Raw genomic sequence first — 18,804 nt, forward strand, 5'->3', positions numbered from 1 at the left:
TATGTTCAACCCCGACACGCTGACGTTGCGGGAAATGGCCGGCCTGTTGCGCCGTGGTGTGCTGACCAGCGTGACGTTGCTGGAGTTCTACTTGCAGCGCATCGCCGAGCGTAACCGGCAGATCAATGCATTGATCCAACTGGCGCCGGTCGAGGAACTGCGGCGCCAGGCCCGTGAGGCGGACGAGATGGCGCGTATTGGCCAGATCAGCGGTCCGCTGCATGGCATTCCCATCACGGTCAAAGACGTCCTCCATGTTCGCGGATTCAAGATGTCCCGCGGCGTGGGGGAGCTGATGGGGGATGTCAGCCAGGAGGACGCGACGGCGGTCGCCCGACTTCGGCAGGCCGGCGCGATCATTCTGGGCATCAGCAATGTGCCGGAACTGTGCATGGCTTTCGAGACCGAGAACCTGATCTACGGGCGCACCCTCAACCCCCACGATCTGCTTCGCTCGGCGGGCGGCAGCAGTGGCGGTGAAGCGGCCGCCATCGCCGCCGGGTGTTCACCCGCGGGGCTGGCGTCCGATGCCTGCGGCAGTGTGCGGATCCCGGCGCACTTCAATGGCATCTGCGGCCTGAAACTGACCCAGGGACGGGTGCCGTTGACCGGCCAGTTTCCCAATGACCGTTCCGGGCTGTTTCACCTGACCTCGGCCTTTGGCGTGATGGGGCGCTATGTCGATGACCTGGCGCTGCTCGGGCCGCTGATCAGCGGTGCCGACGGCCATGACCCAGACACCGTCGATGTGCCGTTCGCCGCCAGCGAGCCCCTGGCCGACCTGCGTATCGCGCTGTTCTCGGCGTCGAGCCGAACCCCCGTCAGCGCGGCGGTGAGCCAGGTGTTGCAGCAGGTCGAACGGTGCTTGAGCCCCGTGGTGACGCAGGTGAGCGAGGTCGCGCCGCCGATGCTCGACGAAGCCTGCGATGTCCTGTGGCGGGTGTTCATTACGGGCGCCGACGCCGGACGCGGCTGGCGGCGTTTGTTCGAGTCCATGAACAAGCGCAGCTTTACCCCGGCGATCGCTCAGTTGCTGGACATGAGCGAGGCCGTGGAATTGAGCGTGGATGAAGTCAAGCGCGACTGGATCATGATCGATACCTTCCGCTATCAGTTGGCGAAGTTCTTCAAGCAGCACGATCTGTTCATCTGTCCGGTCTTCCCGGATGTCGCGTTCCGCCATGGGGCGTCTCTGGAGGACCGCGATCAGTATGCCTTCGTGTTCCCGTTCAGTCTCAGCGGCTCACCCGCGGTGGTGATCCGCGCCGGCGTCGACCCGTCCACCGGGATGCCCATCGGCATCCAGATTGTCGGGCCTCACTGGCAAGAGGAACGGTTGTTGGCGGTGGCCGCTTTCCTTGAACGGGAACTGGAGCGCTGGAGCCCGGTTGCGCCTCGCCCGGTATCGACGTACTGAGGGGGCTCAAGCCGTAACGGTTCTGGCGTTACGGCTGCTGACCACCAGTGCCAGCATGCCGCCTCCCACCAGCGCAGCGCCGATGATCTCGATCATCATCGGTTGCTGCCTGAGCCAGAACCAATTCAGCAGGGTGACGAACAGGGTGTTGAGGTAAACGTAGGAAATCACCGTGGAGGGCGAGATCACCCCGATTGCCCGGTGCAGCAGCCAGAACGTGGCGAGGGTGCCGAACAAGGCCAGGTACACCAGCCAGCCGATGTCCAGCGTCGACAACTGCAGGCCGCTGCGCCATCCGCCACTGATCAGGCAGAACACCAGCAGGAACAGCGAACCGAACAGCATGTTCCAGAACGTCATCGCCACCGGATCGCGGCCCTGCAAGGCTGTTGCCTTGAAGCGTTGGCTCAGCGGCGAATACAACGCCATCGCCAGGCAACCGGCACCGAACACCAGCACCGGATAGAGCGCCGGCATTTGCCCCGGGGCCGAGCCCTTGAGCGTCAGCAACACGGCGCCGACTGCCGCCACCAACATGGGCAGCAGACGGGTCTTGAGGCTGGGACTGGGCAGCAGGAATACCTCGAAAAACAAGGTCATCAAGGGCACCAGCGTGTACAGCGTCGCGGTGTTGACCGCCGAGGTGTAGCGCAGCGCTTCGAACAACGAACCAAAGTAAGTCGCCAACAGCAGGCCGAGCACGGCGTGGGCCAGCAGACCCCTGATGGAAATGGGCGAGGTGTTTTTCAGGAGCAGCAGCGGCAGGAACATCAGTGCGGAAAACAGCAACCGCAGTCCCGTGAGCAGGATCGGGTCGATCGTCTGGCTGACCTGGGCCGCGGCAAAGAACGACGAGGCGATCAGCATTGCCCAAATGAGCATGCCCCAGTGAGCGGCGGCAAAACCGACGTTTTTCATCAAGGTCTTATTCCTGTGTTGCGGATCGGAACGTCATGATGGACAAAACGGTCTGCCGTCATGGGTGAACTGTCAAAACCGGGGCTGCATCGAATGCAGCCCCGGGCGCGAGCGGCCTGTCTTCGTCGACTAGCTGATATGCCGCGCGTATTGCTTGGGATTGAAGCGCAGGACCATCAGGAGCATCAACGCCATGACGGCAGTGAGCGACCACCAGGCCCATTCGAAGCTGCCCAACTGATCGCGGATCATCCCGGCAATCAATGGCGAGAGCCCGGCGATCAGGTAGCCGATGCCTTGCACGAACGCGGTCAGGCCACCGGCCCGTCGCGGGTTGTCCAAGTGGTCGAGGGACACGATCAAACTCATTGGGAACAGGCCACCGATGCCCAGGCCCAGCAGGCAAGGCCACAACAGGCTGAAGCGTTCCGGGCTGAGGATCAGGCCGCAGAAGCCGCCCATGATCAGCACCAGCAACACGGCGAGGACCACGCGTTTATCCTGGCTGCGGTTGGCAATCGCCGGGGTGACGAGGCCGGACAGCACTTCCATGGCCGTGAGGAACCCCAGCAGCAGGCCCGCGTGTTGTTCACTCCAACCCTTTTCCACGTAGTACGGGGCCAGCCAGGCCAGTACGCAGGTGTAGGAGGCGGTGCCCAGGCCGAAGAAAATCGCCAGCAACCAAGCCCGGGAATTGCTGAAGAATGACTCTTGCTGCCGGACAGGGGCTTCGGGCAACGGTGTCACGGCTGAGCGCTGGGCATACCAGCAACCCAGGGCGACCAACGCCAACAGCGCCCAGATCGCCAGGCCGATGCGCCAGCTGCCGGTCTGCGCCAGGACAAACGGCGAAAACGACGCGGCAAGCGCCGCGCCGCCCATGATCGACGTGACATACAGGCCCATGAACAGCGAGACGTTGTCGGCGTAGCGCGACTTGATCAGCGCTGGCATCACCGCCTGGATCAGCGCGATGCCGAGTCCGGCCAGCACCGCGCTGATGATCAGCTCGGCGGCGCTGTCCAGGTACAAGCGCGATGCGGTGGCGATACCGATGATCAGCAGCGACAGGACAATGGTGCGGTGCTCACCGATGCGCAGGGCGATGCGCATGCCCAGGAACATCGCCAGGCCCATGGCCATGACCGGCAACATGGTCAGCAGCGAGGCCGTGCTGAAGCTCAGGGGGACCTCGCCGCGAATGGCTGACAGCAACGGCCCGACCGCGGCCATCGAGGGCCGCAGGTTCAGCGCCACCAACACGATGCTGACCATCAGCCAGACGGCGTGGGTGCTTGATGTTCGAACGTTTTCCATAACAGAGCCTTGGTTAACAAAGCGTCATTTAGGCTGGGGTGGCCTGGTATGGGCAAACTGAAAACTGGCGGGGGGTATTGAAAAATTAAATGCGGCGCGCAATCAGTCAAGATCCAGGGCTTTTGTGGCGAGGGAGCTTGCTCCCGCTGGGGCGCGTAGCGGCCCCTTGCGGTGTGTCAGGCAAAACCAGGGGGCTGCTTCGCAACCCAGCGGGAGCAAGCTCCCTCGCCACACTGTAGTTCACAGCCTCTTATTCCATCGCCGGGCTCAGCGTGCCCAACCACGCCACCAACCCTAGGATGACCACCGCCACGGCGAACTCCAGGGCCATGCTGCGCCGCAGGGCCTTCACCGCAACCCCGTGCTCGCCGCTCTGGCGGGCTTGTTCCAGCAGCGGGCTCAGGTGAAAACGGTTCAACGCGGCGAACACCAGCATGCCCGCGAACAAGATGAGTTTGAGCGCCAGCAACTGACCATAGGTGCTGTCCAGCAGCCCTTCGACACTCGGGCCGACGATGAACAGATAATTGACCACCCCTGTCACGCTGATAACCACCACGATCACCGCCCCGGCGGTTTCGAACCCGGTCAATGTCCGGGCCAGCACCGCCAACGCAGGTTCGGCCTGGCGAAGCAGCAGGGCAAACGCGGCCAAGGCACCGACCCAGCCACCTGCCGCCCACAGGTGCAGGAAGTCGGTGATGAAGTGCCAGTTGCGACGGCTGCCTTCGTCCATGGCGCCGTGACCTGCCCAAGCCAGTGTCGCCAGCGCTACGGCCCCGGCCAGTGTGACCAGGCCGAGGCTGGCGCTCGGCCAACGGTGATTGAGCGTCACGGCGAAACCGGCCAGCAGCAGCGCCGCCATGCGCACTGTCCAACTCAAGCCGACATCGGTTTGCACGACCATCATTTCAATGTGGGGCCACAGTTCGGCCCACGCCGAAACACCGCTCATGGCCCAGGCCATGCACGCCATGGCCGCCAGGGAGAGCAAGCCCCCCAGCAGCGCCGTGGTCAGCAGCAGCGGTGCGAAAGGCAACTGCACCCCCGAGACCCGCTCCTGGCCTCGCAGGCTATAAAGGCCAAACGCAGCCAGGCCAAACAGCAACATCAGATCCAGGTACAACGCAAAGCGCAGCGCGATGTTGATCGAGTCGCTCATCAACTCACTTCACCTTGAACGTGACATTGCCGGTGATCGGGTGAGTGTCGGACGACACCGCGCGCCACTGGACTTGGTAAGTGCCGGTGGCAAGCGGGGCATTCGGCGTGATGACCATGGTTTTCGGATCATCGCTGCCGGACACCTTGGCCGGCATGGGCATTGGCGAATGCGCCGCCATGCCCGGCATCGCGGTCATCATCAGCTTGGCGCCGGAAAACTGGGTCATCAGGTTTTCGGAAAAATGCAGCTCGATCTTCGCCGGCGCCGCCCCTTCGGCGCCTTCGGCCGGTGAGGAGGACAGCAGTTTCGGATGGGCCTGGGCCAGGCCACTGAGCAACAGGCCGGCGGACAAGGCGACGGCGGTTTTGATGAATGACATGCAAGGACTCCTAGCTCGATTTTTAGTTTTAGTGAAACAGGTCAGAACCACAGGCGCAGGCCCAGCACCAGGCGCGCTTCGCTGCGGTCTTCGCCTTCTTCCCGGGCGTAGTCGGCGGTGTTGCCGTAGACCCGATTCCAGGTGACGCCAATGTAGGGCGCGAATTCGCGGCGTATTTCATAGCGCAGCCGCAGGCCGAGCTCGGTGTCCGACAGCCCCGAGCCGACGCCACGGGCGGGATCGTTCTTGCCATAGAAGTTGGCTTCGGCGGTGGGCTGCAGGATCAGGCGGTTGGTCAGCAAGATGTCATAGTCGCCCTCCAGGCGCGCCGCGCTCTGGCCACCTTCGCCGATGAACGCGGTGGCCTCGGCTTCGAAGTTGTAGAGCGCCATGCCTTGCACACCGAAGGCGGCCCAGGTTTGCGGATCGCCTGGCTTGAAGTCCTGGCGCACGCCGGCCACCAGGTCCCACCAGGGGCTGACGGCGTGGCCCCACAGGGCCTGCAATTCGGCTTCTTCGGTCTTGCCGTTGAGGCGTTCACCTTCGGAGCGCAGCCACAAACGGTCGATGTCGCCGCCGATCCAGCCCGATGCATCCCAGCTCAGGGCGCTGCCGTCATCGGCGTCCTGCCATTCCAGTTGGTCGATGAGGAAAAACGAATGGATGGCGCTGTCATGCACCGCGTGCCCGCCATGATCTTCGTAGACAGCGGCGCGGTCGGCGGCGGTCAGTGCCGGGATCGGTGTGCGGCTGCTGGTCGGCGCTGATTGCATGGGTTCCATGCCCTGCATTGAGTCCATGCCTTGCATCTGGCTGTGATCCATGCCGGGCATGTCGTTGCTGGCCGCCCAGGTCGAGGTGGTGGCGCCGAGGGCCAGGCTGGCAATGAGTGCCATGGAGTAGTGAAAAACAGTGGTCATGGTCGGCTCCTCATTCCTGCACCCGAACTTCACGGAACATGCCCATCTCCATGTGAAACAGCAGATGGCAGTGATACGCCCAGCGCCCGAGGGCATCGGCGGTGACCCGGTAGCTGCGCCTGGCGCCCGGTGGCACGTCGATGGTGTGCTTGCGGACCATGAATTGGTTGTTCTCATCCTCCAGGTCGCTCCACATGCCGTGCAGGTGGATGGGGTGGGTCATCATGGTGTCGTTGATCAGCACGATGCGCAGTCGCTCGCCGTACTTGAGCAGCAGCGGCGCGGCGTCGGCGAACTTCACGCCGTTGAACGACCAGACGAATTTCTCCATGTGCCCGGTCAGGTGCAGCTCGATCGTGCGGCTCGGCTCGCGGCCGTCGGGGTCGGGAAAGGTGCTGCGCAGGTCGGAGTAGGTCAGCACTTTGCGGCCGTTGTCCCGCAGCCCCATGCCCGGGTCATCGAGCTTGGGCTTGACGCTCATGGCCTGCATGTCCACCAGGGGATTGTCTTTCTCGGTGTCGGGGTGCGCGAGCATGCTGTCCATGCCCTGCATGGCACCGTGATCCATGCCGGCCATGTCGCCCATGCCCTGCATCTGGCTGTGATCCATGCCTTGCATCGAGCTGTCGTCCATTCCCGCCATGCCCTGCATCGAGCCGTGGTCCATGCCGTTCATTTGCCCCATGCCGCCGTGGTCCATGCCACCCATGCCCATGTCGTCCATGGTCACCAAGGGCCGAGGGTCCAGGGGCGGTACCGGTGCCGACAATCCGGCCCTGGTCGCGAGGGTGCCGCGGGCATACCCGGTGCGGTCCATGGACTGGGCGAACAGGGTGTAGGCCTCTTGGGTCGGTTCGACGATGACGTCATAGGTTTCGGCCACGGCGATCCGGAACTCATCGACGCTCACCGGTTTGACGTATTGGCCGTCGGACGCCACCACTGTCATCTTCAAGCCGGGAATGCGCACGTCGAAATAGCTCATGGACGAACCGTTGATAAAGCGCAGGCGAAGGCGCTCGCCAGGCTTGAACAGGCCGGTCCAGTTCATGTCCGGTGCCTGGCCGTTCATGAGGTAGGTGTAGGTGGCGCCACTGACGTCGGCCAGGTCTGTGGGGTTCATCTTCATCTCGGCCCACATCTTGCGGTCGGCCACGGTGCTGGCCCAGCCGTTCTTGCCCACGTCGTCGATGAAGTCGCCGACGGTGCGTTTGTTGTAGTTGTAGTAGTCCGATTGCTTCTTGAGCTTGCGCAGGATGTTGGCGGGGTCTTCATCGGTCCAGTCGGTGAGCATCACCACATAGTCCCGTTCGTACTGGAAGGGCTCGGGCTCCCTGGCGTCAATCACCAGCGGGCCGTAGACCCCGGATTGCTCCTGGAAACCGGAATGGCTGTGGTACCAGTAGGTGCCGTTCTGCCGGACCTTGAATTGATACACGTACAGGCCGCCGGGCTCGATGCCTTTGAAACTCAACCCCGGAACACCGTCCATGTTGGCCGGCAGCAGGATGCCGTGCCAGTGGATGGAGGTGGTGTCCTGCAAGCGATTGCGCACCCGCAGGGTCACGGTGTCGCCTTCACGCCAGCGCAGCAGCGGGCCGGGGATGCCGCCGTTGATGGTCTGGGCGGTGCGGGGGTTGCCGGTGAAATTGACCGGGCTTTCGCCAATGAACAGGTCGAATTCGGTGCCGCTCAGCACGTTGGGCTGGCCCGGGCCGGTGACTGCCCAGACGGGCGCGCGCCACAAACCCAGGCCGCCGAGGATGCCGCCGGCAGTCAGGCCCTTTACGAAGGTTCGCCGGGAAGTTTTTGTTTGCATGCGATGAGAGTCCGTCAGTCGATTCGCTGCGTGCATGGGAGGTGATCGCCCTGTGCAGGTTTGAGCGAAAGATGACACAGGCGGACGAGGCGAGTGATTACATTTCAGTCAGCTTGGCCGGGCGCGAAGTCGCCTGGCGGGGCACAGGTCAGAATGATCTTTTGCATCGGCGGGATATTCTGTAGCCTTGCCGGCTTCACGCTGTCCCGTGCCTGATTGATACCCACTTTCCCGGCGGTACCCGAGTGGTCCGGAGCCGGGTGTATACTCGACTTTCGCGCTAAACGCGCTTGCAGGTCTTGCGAACATGACGCAAATTTCCGAACGCCTTCTGGTCCAGGCCCACCTCGACGCCAAGCAGCCCAAGCCGCTGACCGCCGAGCAGGAAGCCTGGTACCGCGCCGCCATCGCCGCCGAGCTCAAGGCTCAGGACGCGGTGCTGGTCGCGCACTTCTACTGTGACCCGATCATCCAGGCCCTGGCCGAAGAGACCGGTGGCTGCGTGTCCGACTCCTTGGAAATGGCCCGCTTCGGCAATGCCCACCCGGCCAAGACCGTGGTGGTGGCCGGGGTCAAGTTCATGGGCGAGACCGCCAAGATTCTCAACCCCGAGAAACGCGTGCTGATGCCCACCCTTGAGGCCACCTGCTCCCTGGACCTGGGCTGCCCGGTGGACGAGTTCTCGGCGTTCTGCGACCAGCATCCGGAGCGCACCGTGGTGGTTTATGCCAACACCTCGGCGGCGGTCAAGGCCCGGGCCGACTGGGTGGTGACGTCCAGTTGCGCGTTGGAAATCGTCGAGAGCCTGATGGACAACGGCGAGACGATCATCTGGGGGCCGGACAAGCACCTGGGCACTTACATCCAGCGCAAGACCGGCGCCGACATGTTGCTCTGGGACGGTGCCTGCATCGTCCACGAAGAGTTCAAGTCCAAGCAGTTGGAGGACATGAAGGCGCTGTACCCGGACGCTGCGATCCTGGTGCACCCGGAGTCGCCGACGTCGGTGATCGAGCTGGCGGACGCCGTGGGCTCCACCAGCCAGTTGATCGCCGCGGCCCAGACCCTGCCGAACAAGACGCTGATCGTCGCCACCGACCGGGGTATTTTCTACAAGATGCAGCAGCTGTGCCCGGACAAGGTCTTCATCGAAGCCCCTACCGCCGGTAACGGCGCGGCGTGCCGCAGTTGCGCGCACTGCCCATGGATGGCCATGAACACCCTGGAGCGCACGCTCAAGAGCTTGCAGGAAGGTGCCAACGAGATCTTCGTCGACCCGGCGCTGATCCCCCAGGCGATTCGCCCGCTCAAGCGCATGCTGGACTTCACCCAGGCGGCGCGGATGAAGCTGGCGGGCAATGCCTGATCGTTGGGAGGCTGATGGTCTTTGAACGTTAGGGGCTTGAGGCCTTAAAGCTTTTTGTGGCGAGGGAGCTTGCTCCCGCGGGACTGCGGTGTAGGAGCTGTCGAGTGCAACGAGGCTGCGATCTTGTCCCAGACACTTGAGTCTCAAGCGAAAGATCAAAAGATCGCAGCCTTCGGCAGCTCCTACACCAGCCGAGCGGGAGCAAGCTCCCTCGCCACAAGGCTGTCTTGCAGTCGGGAATTACTTGGTCTTCTTGGGAATTCGCACCAGCTGCGTTTCCGAGTAGATGTCATGCCAACTGCGCTGGCGCTTGTCGAACAGCGCCCAGATGAACCCCAACCCCACCAGCAGCAGTGATGCAATCGACACCACGAACCGCAACAGCGCCTGCCACAGGCTGATGGCCGTGCCATCGGCGTTCTGTACGCGGATGCACCACACTTGCATGCCCAGGGTCTGGCCGTTGTGGGTCCAGAATTTGGCGAAGAAGCCGAACAGCACGAACAGCAGCACGGTGGACAGCAGCGGGTCGCCGTCCAGCGCACCGGCTTCGGTCAGGGCGCGCATTTTTTCTTCGCCGATGATCGCCATCTGGATCATCTTGTAGGCACCGCTGGTGACGATCAGCAGCGCTGTGCACAGCAAAAAGTCATAAAACATCGCCGCCAGGCGACGGCCCAGGCCGGCGGGGGGAAAGTCGCCCTGGGGCGTGAGCAGGTGTTTCGGCATGACGGCCTCGGCTGAAAAAAGAAGCCATTTTACGGAATTACGCCCATAAAAAAGCCCCTGATATCAATCAGGGGCTTTTTAGTGTGCGAAAGCCTCAGGCTTCGGCTTGAACCTCGTCAGCCTGCATGCCTTTCTGGCCTTGCACGGCAACGAAAGTGACTTTCTGGCCTTCTTTCAGGCTCTTGAAGCCGTTGCCTTGGATGGCGCGGAAATGCACGAACAGGTCCGGACCGCTTTCAGGCGTGATAAAACCAAAACCCTTTTCGTCGTTGAACCACTTTACGGTACCGCTCTGACGTTGAGACATTTTCTTATTTCCTTTGACGCTAAAATTGATGACAGCCTCTTTCACATGAAAGAGTACTGGGCTGGGTTGCAGGAAAGTAAGAGACGTCGAACGGGATGTAGCGAACTTCATAAGCTACTGCCCAGGTCACGATTCCAAGCGACCCATGCAAACACAGTGACCAAACTCTACGCCAACTTCGAATAAAAAAACAACCCCCTCGGAAGGCCCCGTATTTGCTCAGCTTGCCCGCATTTACGCCGCTTGCGGAGCAGGGCTTATTCGATAGGCTAGTTCAATTGTTTACGATCGTTATAAGGTCGGTTGAATGTCTAAAGATATGCACCTTTTTATGGCGGTTGCGTGACACATTAGTGCACGTATAACGCAACCGCGTTACTTATAGAAACAACCAATCAGCCGCGGTAGTAGCGCTGTGGAACGAATGGCATTTTGCTTACAAGCAAAGGCACCCTTTTCCCACGCACGATGGCCCAGACCGGCGTATCCAGTGCCACATAGGCGCTGTCCAGGTAACCCATCGCCAGCGGAGCGCCCAGGGTCGGGCCGAAACCGCCGCTGCACACAGAACCGATGATCTCGCCGGCTTCGTTGACGATCTCCGCGCCTTCACGCACGGGTGTGCGTTCCTGGGGCAGCAGGCCGACGCGTTTGCGCTTCACGCCGCCCTGTTGTTGGGCGAACACGCTCTCGGCGCCGGGGAAACCACCGGCGCGGGCACCATCGGCACGGCGTACTTTGGAAATGGCCCACAGCAGGCTGGCTTCGATCGGCGTCGTCTCGGTGTTCATGTCGTGGCCATACAGGCACAGGCCGGCTTCCAGGCGCAGGGAGTCACGGGCACCGAGGCCGATGGCCGCGACTTCCGGCTCGGCCAGCAAGGCGCGGGCGAGTTTTTCCGCGTCGGCGGCGGGTACGGAAATTTCGAAACCGTCTTCACCGGTGTAGCCCGAACGGCTGACAAAGCAATCCACGCCCAACAGCGTGACGCGCTGGAACTGCATGAAGGTCATCTTTGCCACGTCCGGCGCCAGGCGGGCGAGCACGGTGACGGCGGCCGGACCTTGCAGGGCAAGCAGGGCGCGGGCCTCGAACAGCGGCTCGATGTTGCACTGATCGCCAATGTGCGCACGCAGGTGGTCCAGGTCCTGATCCTTGCAGGCGGCGTTGACCACCAGGAACAGTTCGTCATTGCCCAGGTTGGCGACCATCAGGTCGTCAAGGATGCCGCCGTTGTCGTTGGTGAACATGGCGTAGCGCTGCATGCCCACCGGCAGGTCGATGATGTCCACTGGTACCAGGGTTTCCAGGGTCTTGGCGGCGCCTGCGCCGCTCAGGCGGATCTGGCCCATGTGGGACACGTCGAACAGCCCGGCCTGATCGCGGGTGTGCTGGTGTTCCTTCATCACGCCCAGTGGGTACTGCACCGGCATGTCGTAGCCGGCGAACGGCACCATGCGGGCGCCGAGTTCGAGGTGCAGGGCGTGCAGCGGGGTTTTCAACAGTTGTTCGGTGGACATATCAGCTCCTGGAAAATGAGAATGGCGCGCGTCAGCATTCGATGATGTTGACCGCCAGACCGCCGCGGGCGGTCTCCTTGTATTTGCTTTTCATGTCGGCGCCGGTCTGGCGCATGGTGCGGATGACTTTGTCGAGGGAGACAAAGTGATGTCCATCGCCGCGCATGGCCATGCGCACCGCGTTGATGGCTTTCACCGAGCCCATGGCGTTGCGTTCGATGCATGGCACCTGCACCAGCCCGCCGATCGGGTCGCAGGTCAGGCCGAGGTTGTGTTCCATGCCGATCTCGGCGGCGTTTTCCACTTGCTGCACGGTGCCGCCGAGCACTTCGCACAAGGCCCCGGCAGCCATGGAACAGGCCACGCCGACTTCACCCTGGCAACCGACTTCGGCGCCGGAGATGGAGGCGTTTTCCTTGTACAGGATGCCGATGGCGGCGGCGGTCAGCAGGAACCGCACCACGCCATCCTCGCTGGCCCCTGGGATGAAGCGCATGTAGTAATGCAGCACGGCCGGGACGATGCCCGCCGCCCCGTTGGTCGGGGCGGTGACGACGCGCCCGCCGTAGGCGTTTTCTTCGTTGACGGCCAAGGCGTACAGGTTGACCCAATCGAGCACCGACAGCGGGTCGCGCAGGGCGGCTTCGGGGTTCTTGCACAACTGGCGATGCAACGCCGCCGCCCGGCGCTTGACCTTCAGCCCGCCCGGCAGAATCCCTTCGTTGCGGCAGCCGGCCGCCACGCAATCCTGCATCACCTGCCAGATCTTCAGCAGGCCGGCGCGGGTCTCGGCTTCGGGGCGCCAGGCGCTTTCGTTGGTCAGCATCACCTGGCTGATGGACAGGCCATAGGTGGTGCAATGGCCCAGCAGGTCCTTGGCGCTCTTGAACGGGAAGGTCAGGGGCGTGGCGTCTTCGACGATGCGGTCGGCGCCGGCGGCGTCTTCATCCACGACAAAGCCGCCACCGACCGAGTAGTACTCGCGGCTGCGCACTTGCAGCCCGGCGGCATCGAAGGCGCGGAAGATCATGCCGTTGGGGTGAAAGGCCAGCGGCTTGCGGATCATCGCCAAGTGCAGCTTTTCGTTGAATTCGATGGCGTGTGCGCCGAGCAGGTTCAGGCGGCCGTTGCTGCGGATCTCCTGGAGCCGGGCGTTCACCGTTTCGGTGTCCACGGTGTCGGGATGCTCGCCCTCCAGGCCCAGCAGCACGGCCTTGTCACTGCCGTGGCCCTTGCCGGTGGCACCGAGCGAGCCGTAGAGCTCGACCTTGACGCTGGTAATGCTTTCAAGCAGGTCGTCACGGCGCAGCCCCTCGGCGAAACGGGCAGCGGCACGCATCGGGCCGACGGTATGGGAGCTGGAAGGACCGATACCGATCTTGAACAGGTCGAACACGCTTAACGACATGGTGTTTCTCCGGTTTCTTTTTATGAGGATCGACGGTTATGAAATGGGGCACAGGCTCCTTTGTGGGAGCGAGCTTGCTCGCGATAGCGGAGTGTCAGTCAACATTTCTGTCAGCTGTCACACCGCTATCGCGAGCAAGCTCGCTCCCACAGGGAGATGTGGTTTCCTTGAGAAGGTGACCTTCCACAAGGTTCGCGGTGTTGTTGAGAGGTGGCGAGCAAGCCCGCCCCTCCATAGGTCAAGCGTAGCTTTCGATCGACGGGCAGGCGCAGACCAGGTTGCGGTCGCCGAACACGTTGTCGACCCGGCCCACCGGCGGCCAGTACTTGCCATCGATCAACGACGCCACCGGGTACACCGCCTGTTCGCGGCTGTAGGGGTGGGTCCACTCGCCGACGAGCTCCGCCGCGGTGTGCGGGGCGTTCTTCAGTGGGTTGTCGTCTTTGTCCAGGCTGCCGTTTTCCACCGCGCGGATTTCTTCGCGGATGCAGATCATGGCGTCGCAGAAACGGTCCAGTTCTTCCTTGGATTCGCTTTCGGTCGGTTCGATCATCAACGTGCCGGCTACCGGGAACGACATGGTCGGCGCGTGGAAACCGAAGTCGATCAGGCGCTTGGCCACGTCATCGACACTGATGCCACTGCTGTCCTTGAGCGGACGCAAATCGAGAATGCACTCGTGGGCCACCAGGCCGTTGCTGCCGGAGTAGAGCACTGGGTAGTGTTCTTCCAGGCGACGGGCGATGTAGTTGGCGTTGAGGATCGCCAGTTGCGACGCGCGCTTGAGGCCCGCACCGCCCATCATGCGGATGTACATCCAGGTGATCGGCAGGATGCTCGCGCTGCCGAACGGCGCCGCGCACACTGCGCCTTCCTTGCGCGCCATGTTGGCGTGGCCCGGCAGGAACGGTGCCAGGTGCGACTTGACGCCAATCGGGCCGACGCCCGGGCCGCCACCGCCGTGAGGAATGCAGAAGGTCTTGTGCAGGTTCAGGTGCGACACGTCGCCGCCGAACTTGCCCGGGGCGCAGAGGCCGACCATGGCGTTCATGTTGGCGCCGTCGATGTACACCTGGCCGCCATTGTCATGAATGATGCCGCAGATTTCGCGGATGCCTTCTTCGAATACGCCGTGGGTGGACGGGTAGGTGATCATCAGCGCGGCGAGGTGTTCGCGGTGCTCGATGGCCTTGGCCCGCAGGTCTTCGATGTCGACGTTGCCACGGGCATCGCAGGCGGTCACGACCACGCGCATGCCGGCCATGTTGGCGGTGGCCGGGTTGGTGCCGTGGGCCGAGGACGGGATCAGGCAGATGTCGCGACGGTCTTCGCCACGGCTCTGGTGATAGGCGCGGATCGCCAGCAGGCCGGCGTATTCGCCCTGGGAACCGGCGTTGGGTTGCAGCGACACCGCGTCATAGCCGGTGGCGGCGCAGAGCATGGCTTCCAGTTCGTCGGTCAGTTGCTGGTAGCCAGCGCTTTGCTCGGCCGGGGCGAACGGGTGCAGGGCGCCGAACTCGGCCCAGGTCACCGGGATCATTTCGCTGGCGGCGTTGAGTTTCATGGTGCAGGAACCCAGCGGGATCATGGTGCGATCCAGGGCCAGGTCCTTGTCGGCGAGCTTGCGCAGGTAGCGCATCAGCTCGGTTTCGGAGTGGTAGCGGTTGAACACCGGGTGGCTGAGGATCGCCGATTGGCGCACCAGCTCGGCCGGGATGCGGCTTTGCACGGTGGCGGCCAGTGCCGCGAAGTCCGGCAGGGCCTTGCCGTCGGCCAACAGGCTCCACAGTGCTTCGACGTCAGCTTGGCTGGTGGTCTCGTCCAGGGACAGGCCCAGGCGTTGCGTGTCCACCACACGCAGGTTGATGCGTTGGGCGCGGGCCTTGTCGTGCAGGGCGGCGGTTTGCGCGCCGGTGCGCAGGGTCAGGGTGTCGAAGAAGCTCTCTTGCTCGACGCTCAGGCCCAGCGCGCCCAGGCCCTTGGCGAGGATCGCGGTCAGCTGATGGATGCGATTGGCAATTTGCACCAGGCCCTTGGGGCCGTGGTACACGGCGTACATGCTGGCGATGTTGGCCAGCAGCACCTGGGCGGTGCAGATGTTGCTCGTGGCTTTCTCGCGGCGGATGTGTTGCTCGCGGGTCTGCATCGCCAGGCGCAGGGCCGGCTTGCCGAAACGGTCCACGGAAACACCGACCAGGCGGCCGGGCATGTCGCGCTTGAACGCGTCCTTGGTGGAGAAGTACGCCGCGTGTGGGCCGCCGAAGCCCAGCGGCACGCCGAAGCGCTGGGCGCTGCCGATGGCCACGTCGGCACCGAATTCACCCGGTGGGGTCAGCAAGGTCAGGGCCAGCAGGTCCGCGGCAACGGCCACCAGGGCGTTGGCGGCGTGGAAGCGTTCGGTCAGTTCGCGGTAGTCGAACAGGTCGCCGTTGCTGGCCGGGTATTGCAGCAGCGCGCCGAAGAAGCCGCTGACGTCGCTCAGTTCGCGCTCATCGCCCACCACCACGTCGATGCCCAGGGGCTCGGCACGGGTGCGCAGCACGTCGAGGGTTTGCGGGTGGCTGTGCACGGAGGCGAAGAAGGCGTTGCTGCCCTTGTTCTTGCTCAGGCGCTTGCAGAAGGTCATGGCTTCGGCGGCGGCGGTGGCTTCGTCGAGCAACGAGGCGTTAGCGATCGGCAGGCCGGTGAGGTCGCTGATCAGGGTCTGGAAGTTCAACAGCGCTTCGAGACGGCCCTGGGAGATTTCAGGCTGATACGGGGTGTAGGCGGTGTACCAGGCCGGGTTTTCCAGCAGGTTGCGCAGGATCGGTGCCGGCGTGTGGCAGTTGTAGTAGCCCTGGCCGATGTAGGTCTTGAACAGTTGGTTCTTGCTGGCGATGGCCTTGATCGAGGCCAGTGCGTCGGCTTCGCTCTGGCCATCGCCCATGTCCAGCACGCTGGTGCCCTTGATGCTTTCCGGGATGACGCTGGCGCTCAACGCTTCCAGGGAGTCGTAACCCAGGCGCTCGAGCATGGCTTGCTCGTCGCTGGAACGCGGGCCGATGTGGCGGGCGATGAATTCGTTGGCGGTGCCGAGATTAACGGTCATGGTGCGCTCCTCAGGCTTCGGCGTTGGCTTTGATCAGGCGATCGTAGGCGTCTTGATCCAACAGCTTAGCCACTGCGTCGGCGTCGGTCGGTTTAAAGCGGAAGAACCAGCCTTCGCCCAGCGGATCTTCGTTGACCAGTTCCGGGCTGGCGTCGAGCTTGTCGTTCACTTCGAGCACTTCACCGTCCAGGGGCATGTACACACCGCTGGCAGCCTTGACCGACTCCACGGTAGAGGCCTCGGCGCCTTTGTCATAGGCCTGCAATTCAGGCAGTTGCACAAAAACCACGTCGCCCAATGCGTTCTGCGCGAAAGCGGTAATGCCTACGGTGACGCTGCCGTCGGCTTCGGTGCGCAGCCATTCGTGATCTTCAGTGAAACGCAACTCGCTCATGGAAACTCCTGGGGCCAGATTCGTCTGGTGGACGCGAAGAAAGGCGCGGGGCTTGGCCCGGCCGAATGGTTATATCCATAGCAAGAATGCGGCCAATGTTATTAATGCCTTATGTATCAATGGCTTGAATGGTTTCATCAAGTCTTGGATTGACTTGGCTGTAGCGAAATCGCTACAGCTGGACGCCTGGAAAAAATCGTTGTGGGATCAAAGCCTTGCACAGTGCAGGTTAGCGCAAGGTGTAGCGATATCGTTCCACTGTAGCGCTTTCAGTACAGGTGGAGGTCGTTTTTGGCTTCGATTCTGAAGGCACGCCGGCCCATGGAAAACCCAAAAAGTCAGATGGGTGTCCACCTTTTTGGGGTCAGTCACCTTGTGGGAGCGAGCTTGCTCGCGATAGCGGTGGTTCAGTTTGCATTGAGGTGACAGGCAGTCCCCCATCGCGAGCAAGCTCGCTCCCACAGGGGCCTACGGCTTCCCGGAAATTCCGTATTTGCGCAACCGATGGGCAATCGCGGTATGGGAGGTTTGCAGGCGGCTGGCCAACTGGCGGGTGGAGGGGTAGTTGGCGTAGAGGCTTTCGAGCAGGTGCTTCTCGAAGGTTTCCACGGCCTGTTCCAGGCTTTCGACTTCCACATCGCCCTGGCGCGCCACGGAGGTGCCGGCGATGTCCAGGTCGCCGATGTCCACCAGGCTGCTTTCGCAGATGGCGGCGGCGCGGAAGATCACGTTCTGCAATTGCCGCACGTTGCCCGGCCAGCGGTTGCCCAGCAGCGCCGGGTAAGTACCGGGAGCCAGGCGGCAGACCGGGCGCTGGATCTGCGCGCAGGCCTGCTGCATGAAGTAGCGCGCCAGCAGCAGGATGTCCTGGCCGCGTTCGCGCAGCGGCGGGACTTCGACGTTGAGCACGTTCAGGCGATAGAACAGGTCCTCGCGGAACGAGCCTTCGCTGACCATTTTCTCCAGGTTGCGGTGGGTGGCGCTGAGGATCCGCACGTTGACCTTGACTTCCCGGTCGCCGCCCACCCGGCGGAAGCTGCCATCGTTCAAGAAACGCAGGAGCTTGGCTTGCAGGTACGGCGACATCTCGCCGATTTCATCGAGGAATACCGTGCCCTGGTTCGCCAACTCCATCAGCCCTGGCTTGCCGCCCCGTTGCGCCCCGGTGAAGGCGCCGGGGGCGTAGCCGAACAGCTCGCTTTCCGCCAGGTTCTCCGGCAGCGCGGCGCAGTTCAGGGCCAGGAACGGCGCGCTGTGACGGGCGCTGATGGCGTGACAGGCCCGGGCCACCAGTTCCTTGCCGGTGCCGGTTTCGCCCTGGATCAGCAGCGGTGCATCCAGGGCCGCGACGCGCTGGGCCCGGGCCTTGAGGGTGCGGATCGCCGGGGATTCGCCCAACAGTGCGTCGAAACCTTCGGCGTGGTCGTGGTGCAGGGCTGACAGACGCTCGCCGATGCGATTGGGCTGATAGAGCGTCAGCAGCGCGCCGGCGTCGGTGATGGGGGTGGCGTCCAGCAGCAAGGTCTGGCCATTGAGGGTGACCTCCCGCAAGGGCAGGCGGAAGCCATTTTCCAGCAAGGCGCCGAGCAATGCCTCGTCACTGAACAGCTCGGCCACGCTTTCCCCGGCCGGTTCACGACCATACAGGGCGATCAGCGCCGGGTTGGCCAGCAACACCTTGCCGACGCTGTCCAAGGCCAGCACGGGGTCGGTCATGGCGGCGAGCAAGGCATCGAGCTGCAGGTGCCGACGCTGGCCCGGCAAGATGTCCACCACGGTGACCGCCTGCACGCCGCGCACGCTGAACAGGGCCTCGCGCAACTCGTCGAGCACTTGCGGGCTGAGGGTCGGGGCATCGATGTAGACGTTGGGCGGCACCATCTCCACCGCATCCAGGTTGAGATTGCGCCCACCGAGCAAGGCCAGGACTTCCTGGGTGATGCCGACGCGGTCGATGAAACTGACGTGGATACGCATGGGGCGGTTTTGGGTTCTGGGATGCGGAGGGTGGCCAGTATGCCTTGGGGCGGGCTGTTGGTGAAATCCTGGGACGGTAC

15 protein-coding genes are annotated in these 18,804 nt (G+C 63.1%); 2 read left to right on the forward strand and 13 right to left on the reverse strand.

What is annotated here, in order from left to right:
• The first annotated feature begins 1 nt into the window (after nucleotide 1).
• Entirely contained in the window at nucleotides 2-1,417 is a 1,416-nt protein-coding gene (locus J4E53_RS02170; RefSeq protein WP_103308628.1) for an amidase, read from the forward strand.
• A gap of 6 nt (nucleotides 1,418-1,423) precedes the next feature.
• On the opposite strand, the gene J4E53_RS02175 is transcribed toward J4E53_RS02170, so the two are convergent.
• The 6 genes from J4E53_RS02175 to J4E53_RS02200 form a co-directional block, all read right to left on the reverse strand.
• Nucleotides 1,424-2,335: a DMT family transporter gene (locus J4E53_RS02175; protein ID WP_060740910.1), complete on the reverse strand. Its 912-nt coding sequence runs from the start codon at nucleotides 2,333-2,335 to the stop codon at nucleotides 1,424-1,426.
• Nucleotides 2,336-2,464: 129 nt separating this feature from the next.
• The gene (locus J4E53_RS02180; RefSeq protein ID WP_103308627.1) at nucleotides 2,465-3,652 is read right to left on the reverse strand and encodes a cyanate transporter; all 1,188 of its coding nucleotides are present in this window, start codon (nucleotides 3,650-3,652) and stop codon (nucleotides 2,465-2,467) included.
• 250 nt (nucleotides 3,653-3,902) lie between these two features.
• The gene (copD, locus tag J4E53_RS02185) at nucleotides 3,903-4,814 is read right to left on the reverse strand and encodes a copper homeostasis membrane protein CopD (protein WP_103308626.1); all 912 of its coding nucleotides are present in this window, start codon (nucleotides 4,812-4,814) and stop codon (nucleotides 3,903-3,905) included.
• Between the two features lie 4 nt (nucleotides 4,815-4,818).
• Entirely contained in the window at nucleotides 4,819-5,196 is a 378-nt protein-coding gene (gene copC / locus J4E53_RS02190) for a copper homeostasis periplasmic binding protein CopC (protein ID WP_060740913.1), read from the reverse strand.
• 41 nt (nucleotides 5,197-5,237) lie between these two features.
• On the reverse strand, nucleotides 5,238-6,116 hold the full coding sequence (locus J4E53_RS02195; protein ID WP_103308625.1) for a copper resistance protein B: 879 nt from the start codon (nucleotides 6,114-6,116) through the stop codon (nucleotides 5,238-5,240).
• A 10-nt stretch (nucleotides 6,117-6,126) separates the two neighbouring features.
• The gene (locus tag J4E53_RS02200) at nucleotides 6,127-7,935 is read right to left on the reverse strand and encodes a copper resistance system multicopper oxidase (protein ID WP_103308624.1); all 1,809 of its coding nucleotides are present in this window, start codon (nucleotides 7,933-7,935) and stop codon (nucleotides 6,127-6,129) included.
• Between the two features lie 307 nt (nucleotides 7,936-8,242).
• Here J4E53_RS02200 and nadA point away from each other — a divergent pair, with 307 nt between their 5' ends.
• Nucleotides 8,243-9,301, forward strand: a complete 1,059-nt coding sequence (nadA, locus tag J4E53_RS02205; protein ID WP_003205010.1) for a quinolinate synthase NadA — start codon at nucleotides 8,243-8,245, stop codon at nucleotides 9,299-9,301.
• A 240-nt stretch (nucleotides 9,302-9,541) separates the two neighbouring features.
• Here the strand turns inward: nadA and J4E53_RS02210 are convergent, their stop codons facing one another.
• From J4E53_RS02210 to J4E53_RS02240, 7 genes are all read right to left on the reverse strand, one after another.
• Complete coding sequence (locus tag J4E53_RS02210) at nucleotides 9,542-10,030, reverse strand: RDD family protein (protein WP_060740916.1); 489 nt, start codon at nucleotides 10,028-10,030, stop codon at nucleotides 9,542-9,544.
• Between the two features lie 94 nt (nucleotides 10,031-10,124).
• A complete protein-coding gene (locus J4E53_RS02215; RefSeq protein ID WP_003175786.1) occupies nucleotides 10,125-10,337 on the reverse strand; it encodes a cold-shock protein in 213 nt (70 codons plus the stop codon).
• 395 nt (nucleotides 10,338-10,732) lie between these two features.
• Complete coding sequence (gene gcvT / locus J4E53_RS02220; RefSeq protein WP_103308623.1) at nucleotides 10,733-11,857, reverse strand: glycine cleavage system aminomethyltransferase GcvT; 1,125 nt, start codon at nucleotides 11,855-11,857, stop codon at nucleotides 10,733-10,735.
• Between the two features lie 31 nt (nucleotides 11,858-11,888).
• On the reverse strand, nucleotides 11,889-13,265 hold the full coding sequence (locus tag J4E53_RS02225; protein WP_103308622.1) for an L-serine ammonia-lyase: 1,377 nt from the start codon (nucleotides 13,263-13,265) through the stop codon (nucleotides 11,889-11,891).
• A gap of 238 nt (nucleotides 13,266-13,503) precedes the next feature.
• A complete protein-coding gene (gene gcvP / locus J4E53_RS02230) occupies nucleotides 13,504-16,353 on the reverse strand; it encodes an aminomethyl-transferring glycine dehydrogenase (protein WP_103308621.1) in 2,850 nt (949 codons plus the stop codon).
• 10 nt (nucleotides 16,354-16,363) lie between these two features.
• On the reverse strand, nucleotides 16,364-16,747 hold the full coding sequence (gene gcvH / locus J4E53_RS02235; protein ID WP_060740920.1) for a glycine cleavage system protein GcvH: 384 nt from the start codon (nucleotides 16,745-16,747) through the stop codon (nucleotides 16,364-16,366).
• Between the two features lie 468 nt (nucleotides 16,748-17,215).
• Nucleotides 17,216-18,724: a sigma-54-dependent transcriptional regulator gene (locus tag J4E53_RS02240; RefSeq protein WP_092332056.1), complete on the reverse strand. Its 1,509-nt coding sequence runs from the start codon at nucleotides 18,722-18,724 to the stop codon at nucleotides 17,216-17,218.
• Between the last annotated feature and the right edge of the window lie 80 nt (nucleotides 18,725-18,804).

It is taken from the genome of Pseudomonas sp. FW305-28 (genome assembly GCF_017351395.1).
GTDB classification, from domain to species: Bacteria; Pseudomonadota; Gammaproteobacteria; order Pseudomonadales; family Pseudomonadaceae; genus Aquipseudomonas; species Aquipseudomonas fluorescens_AA.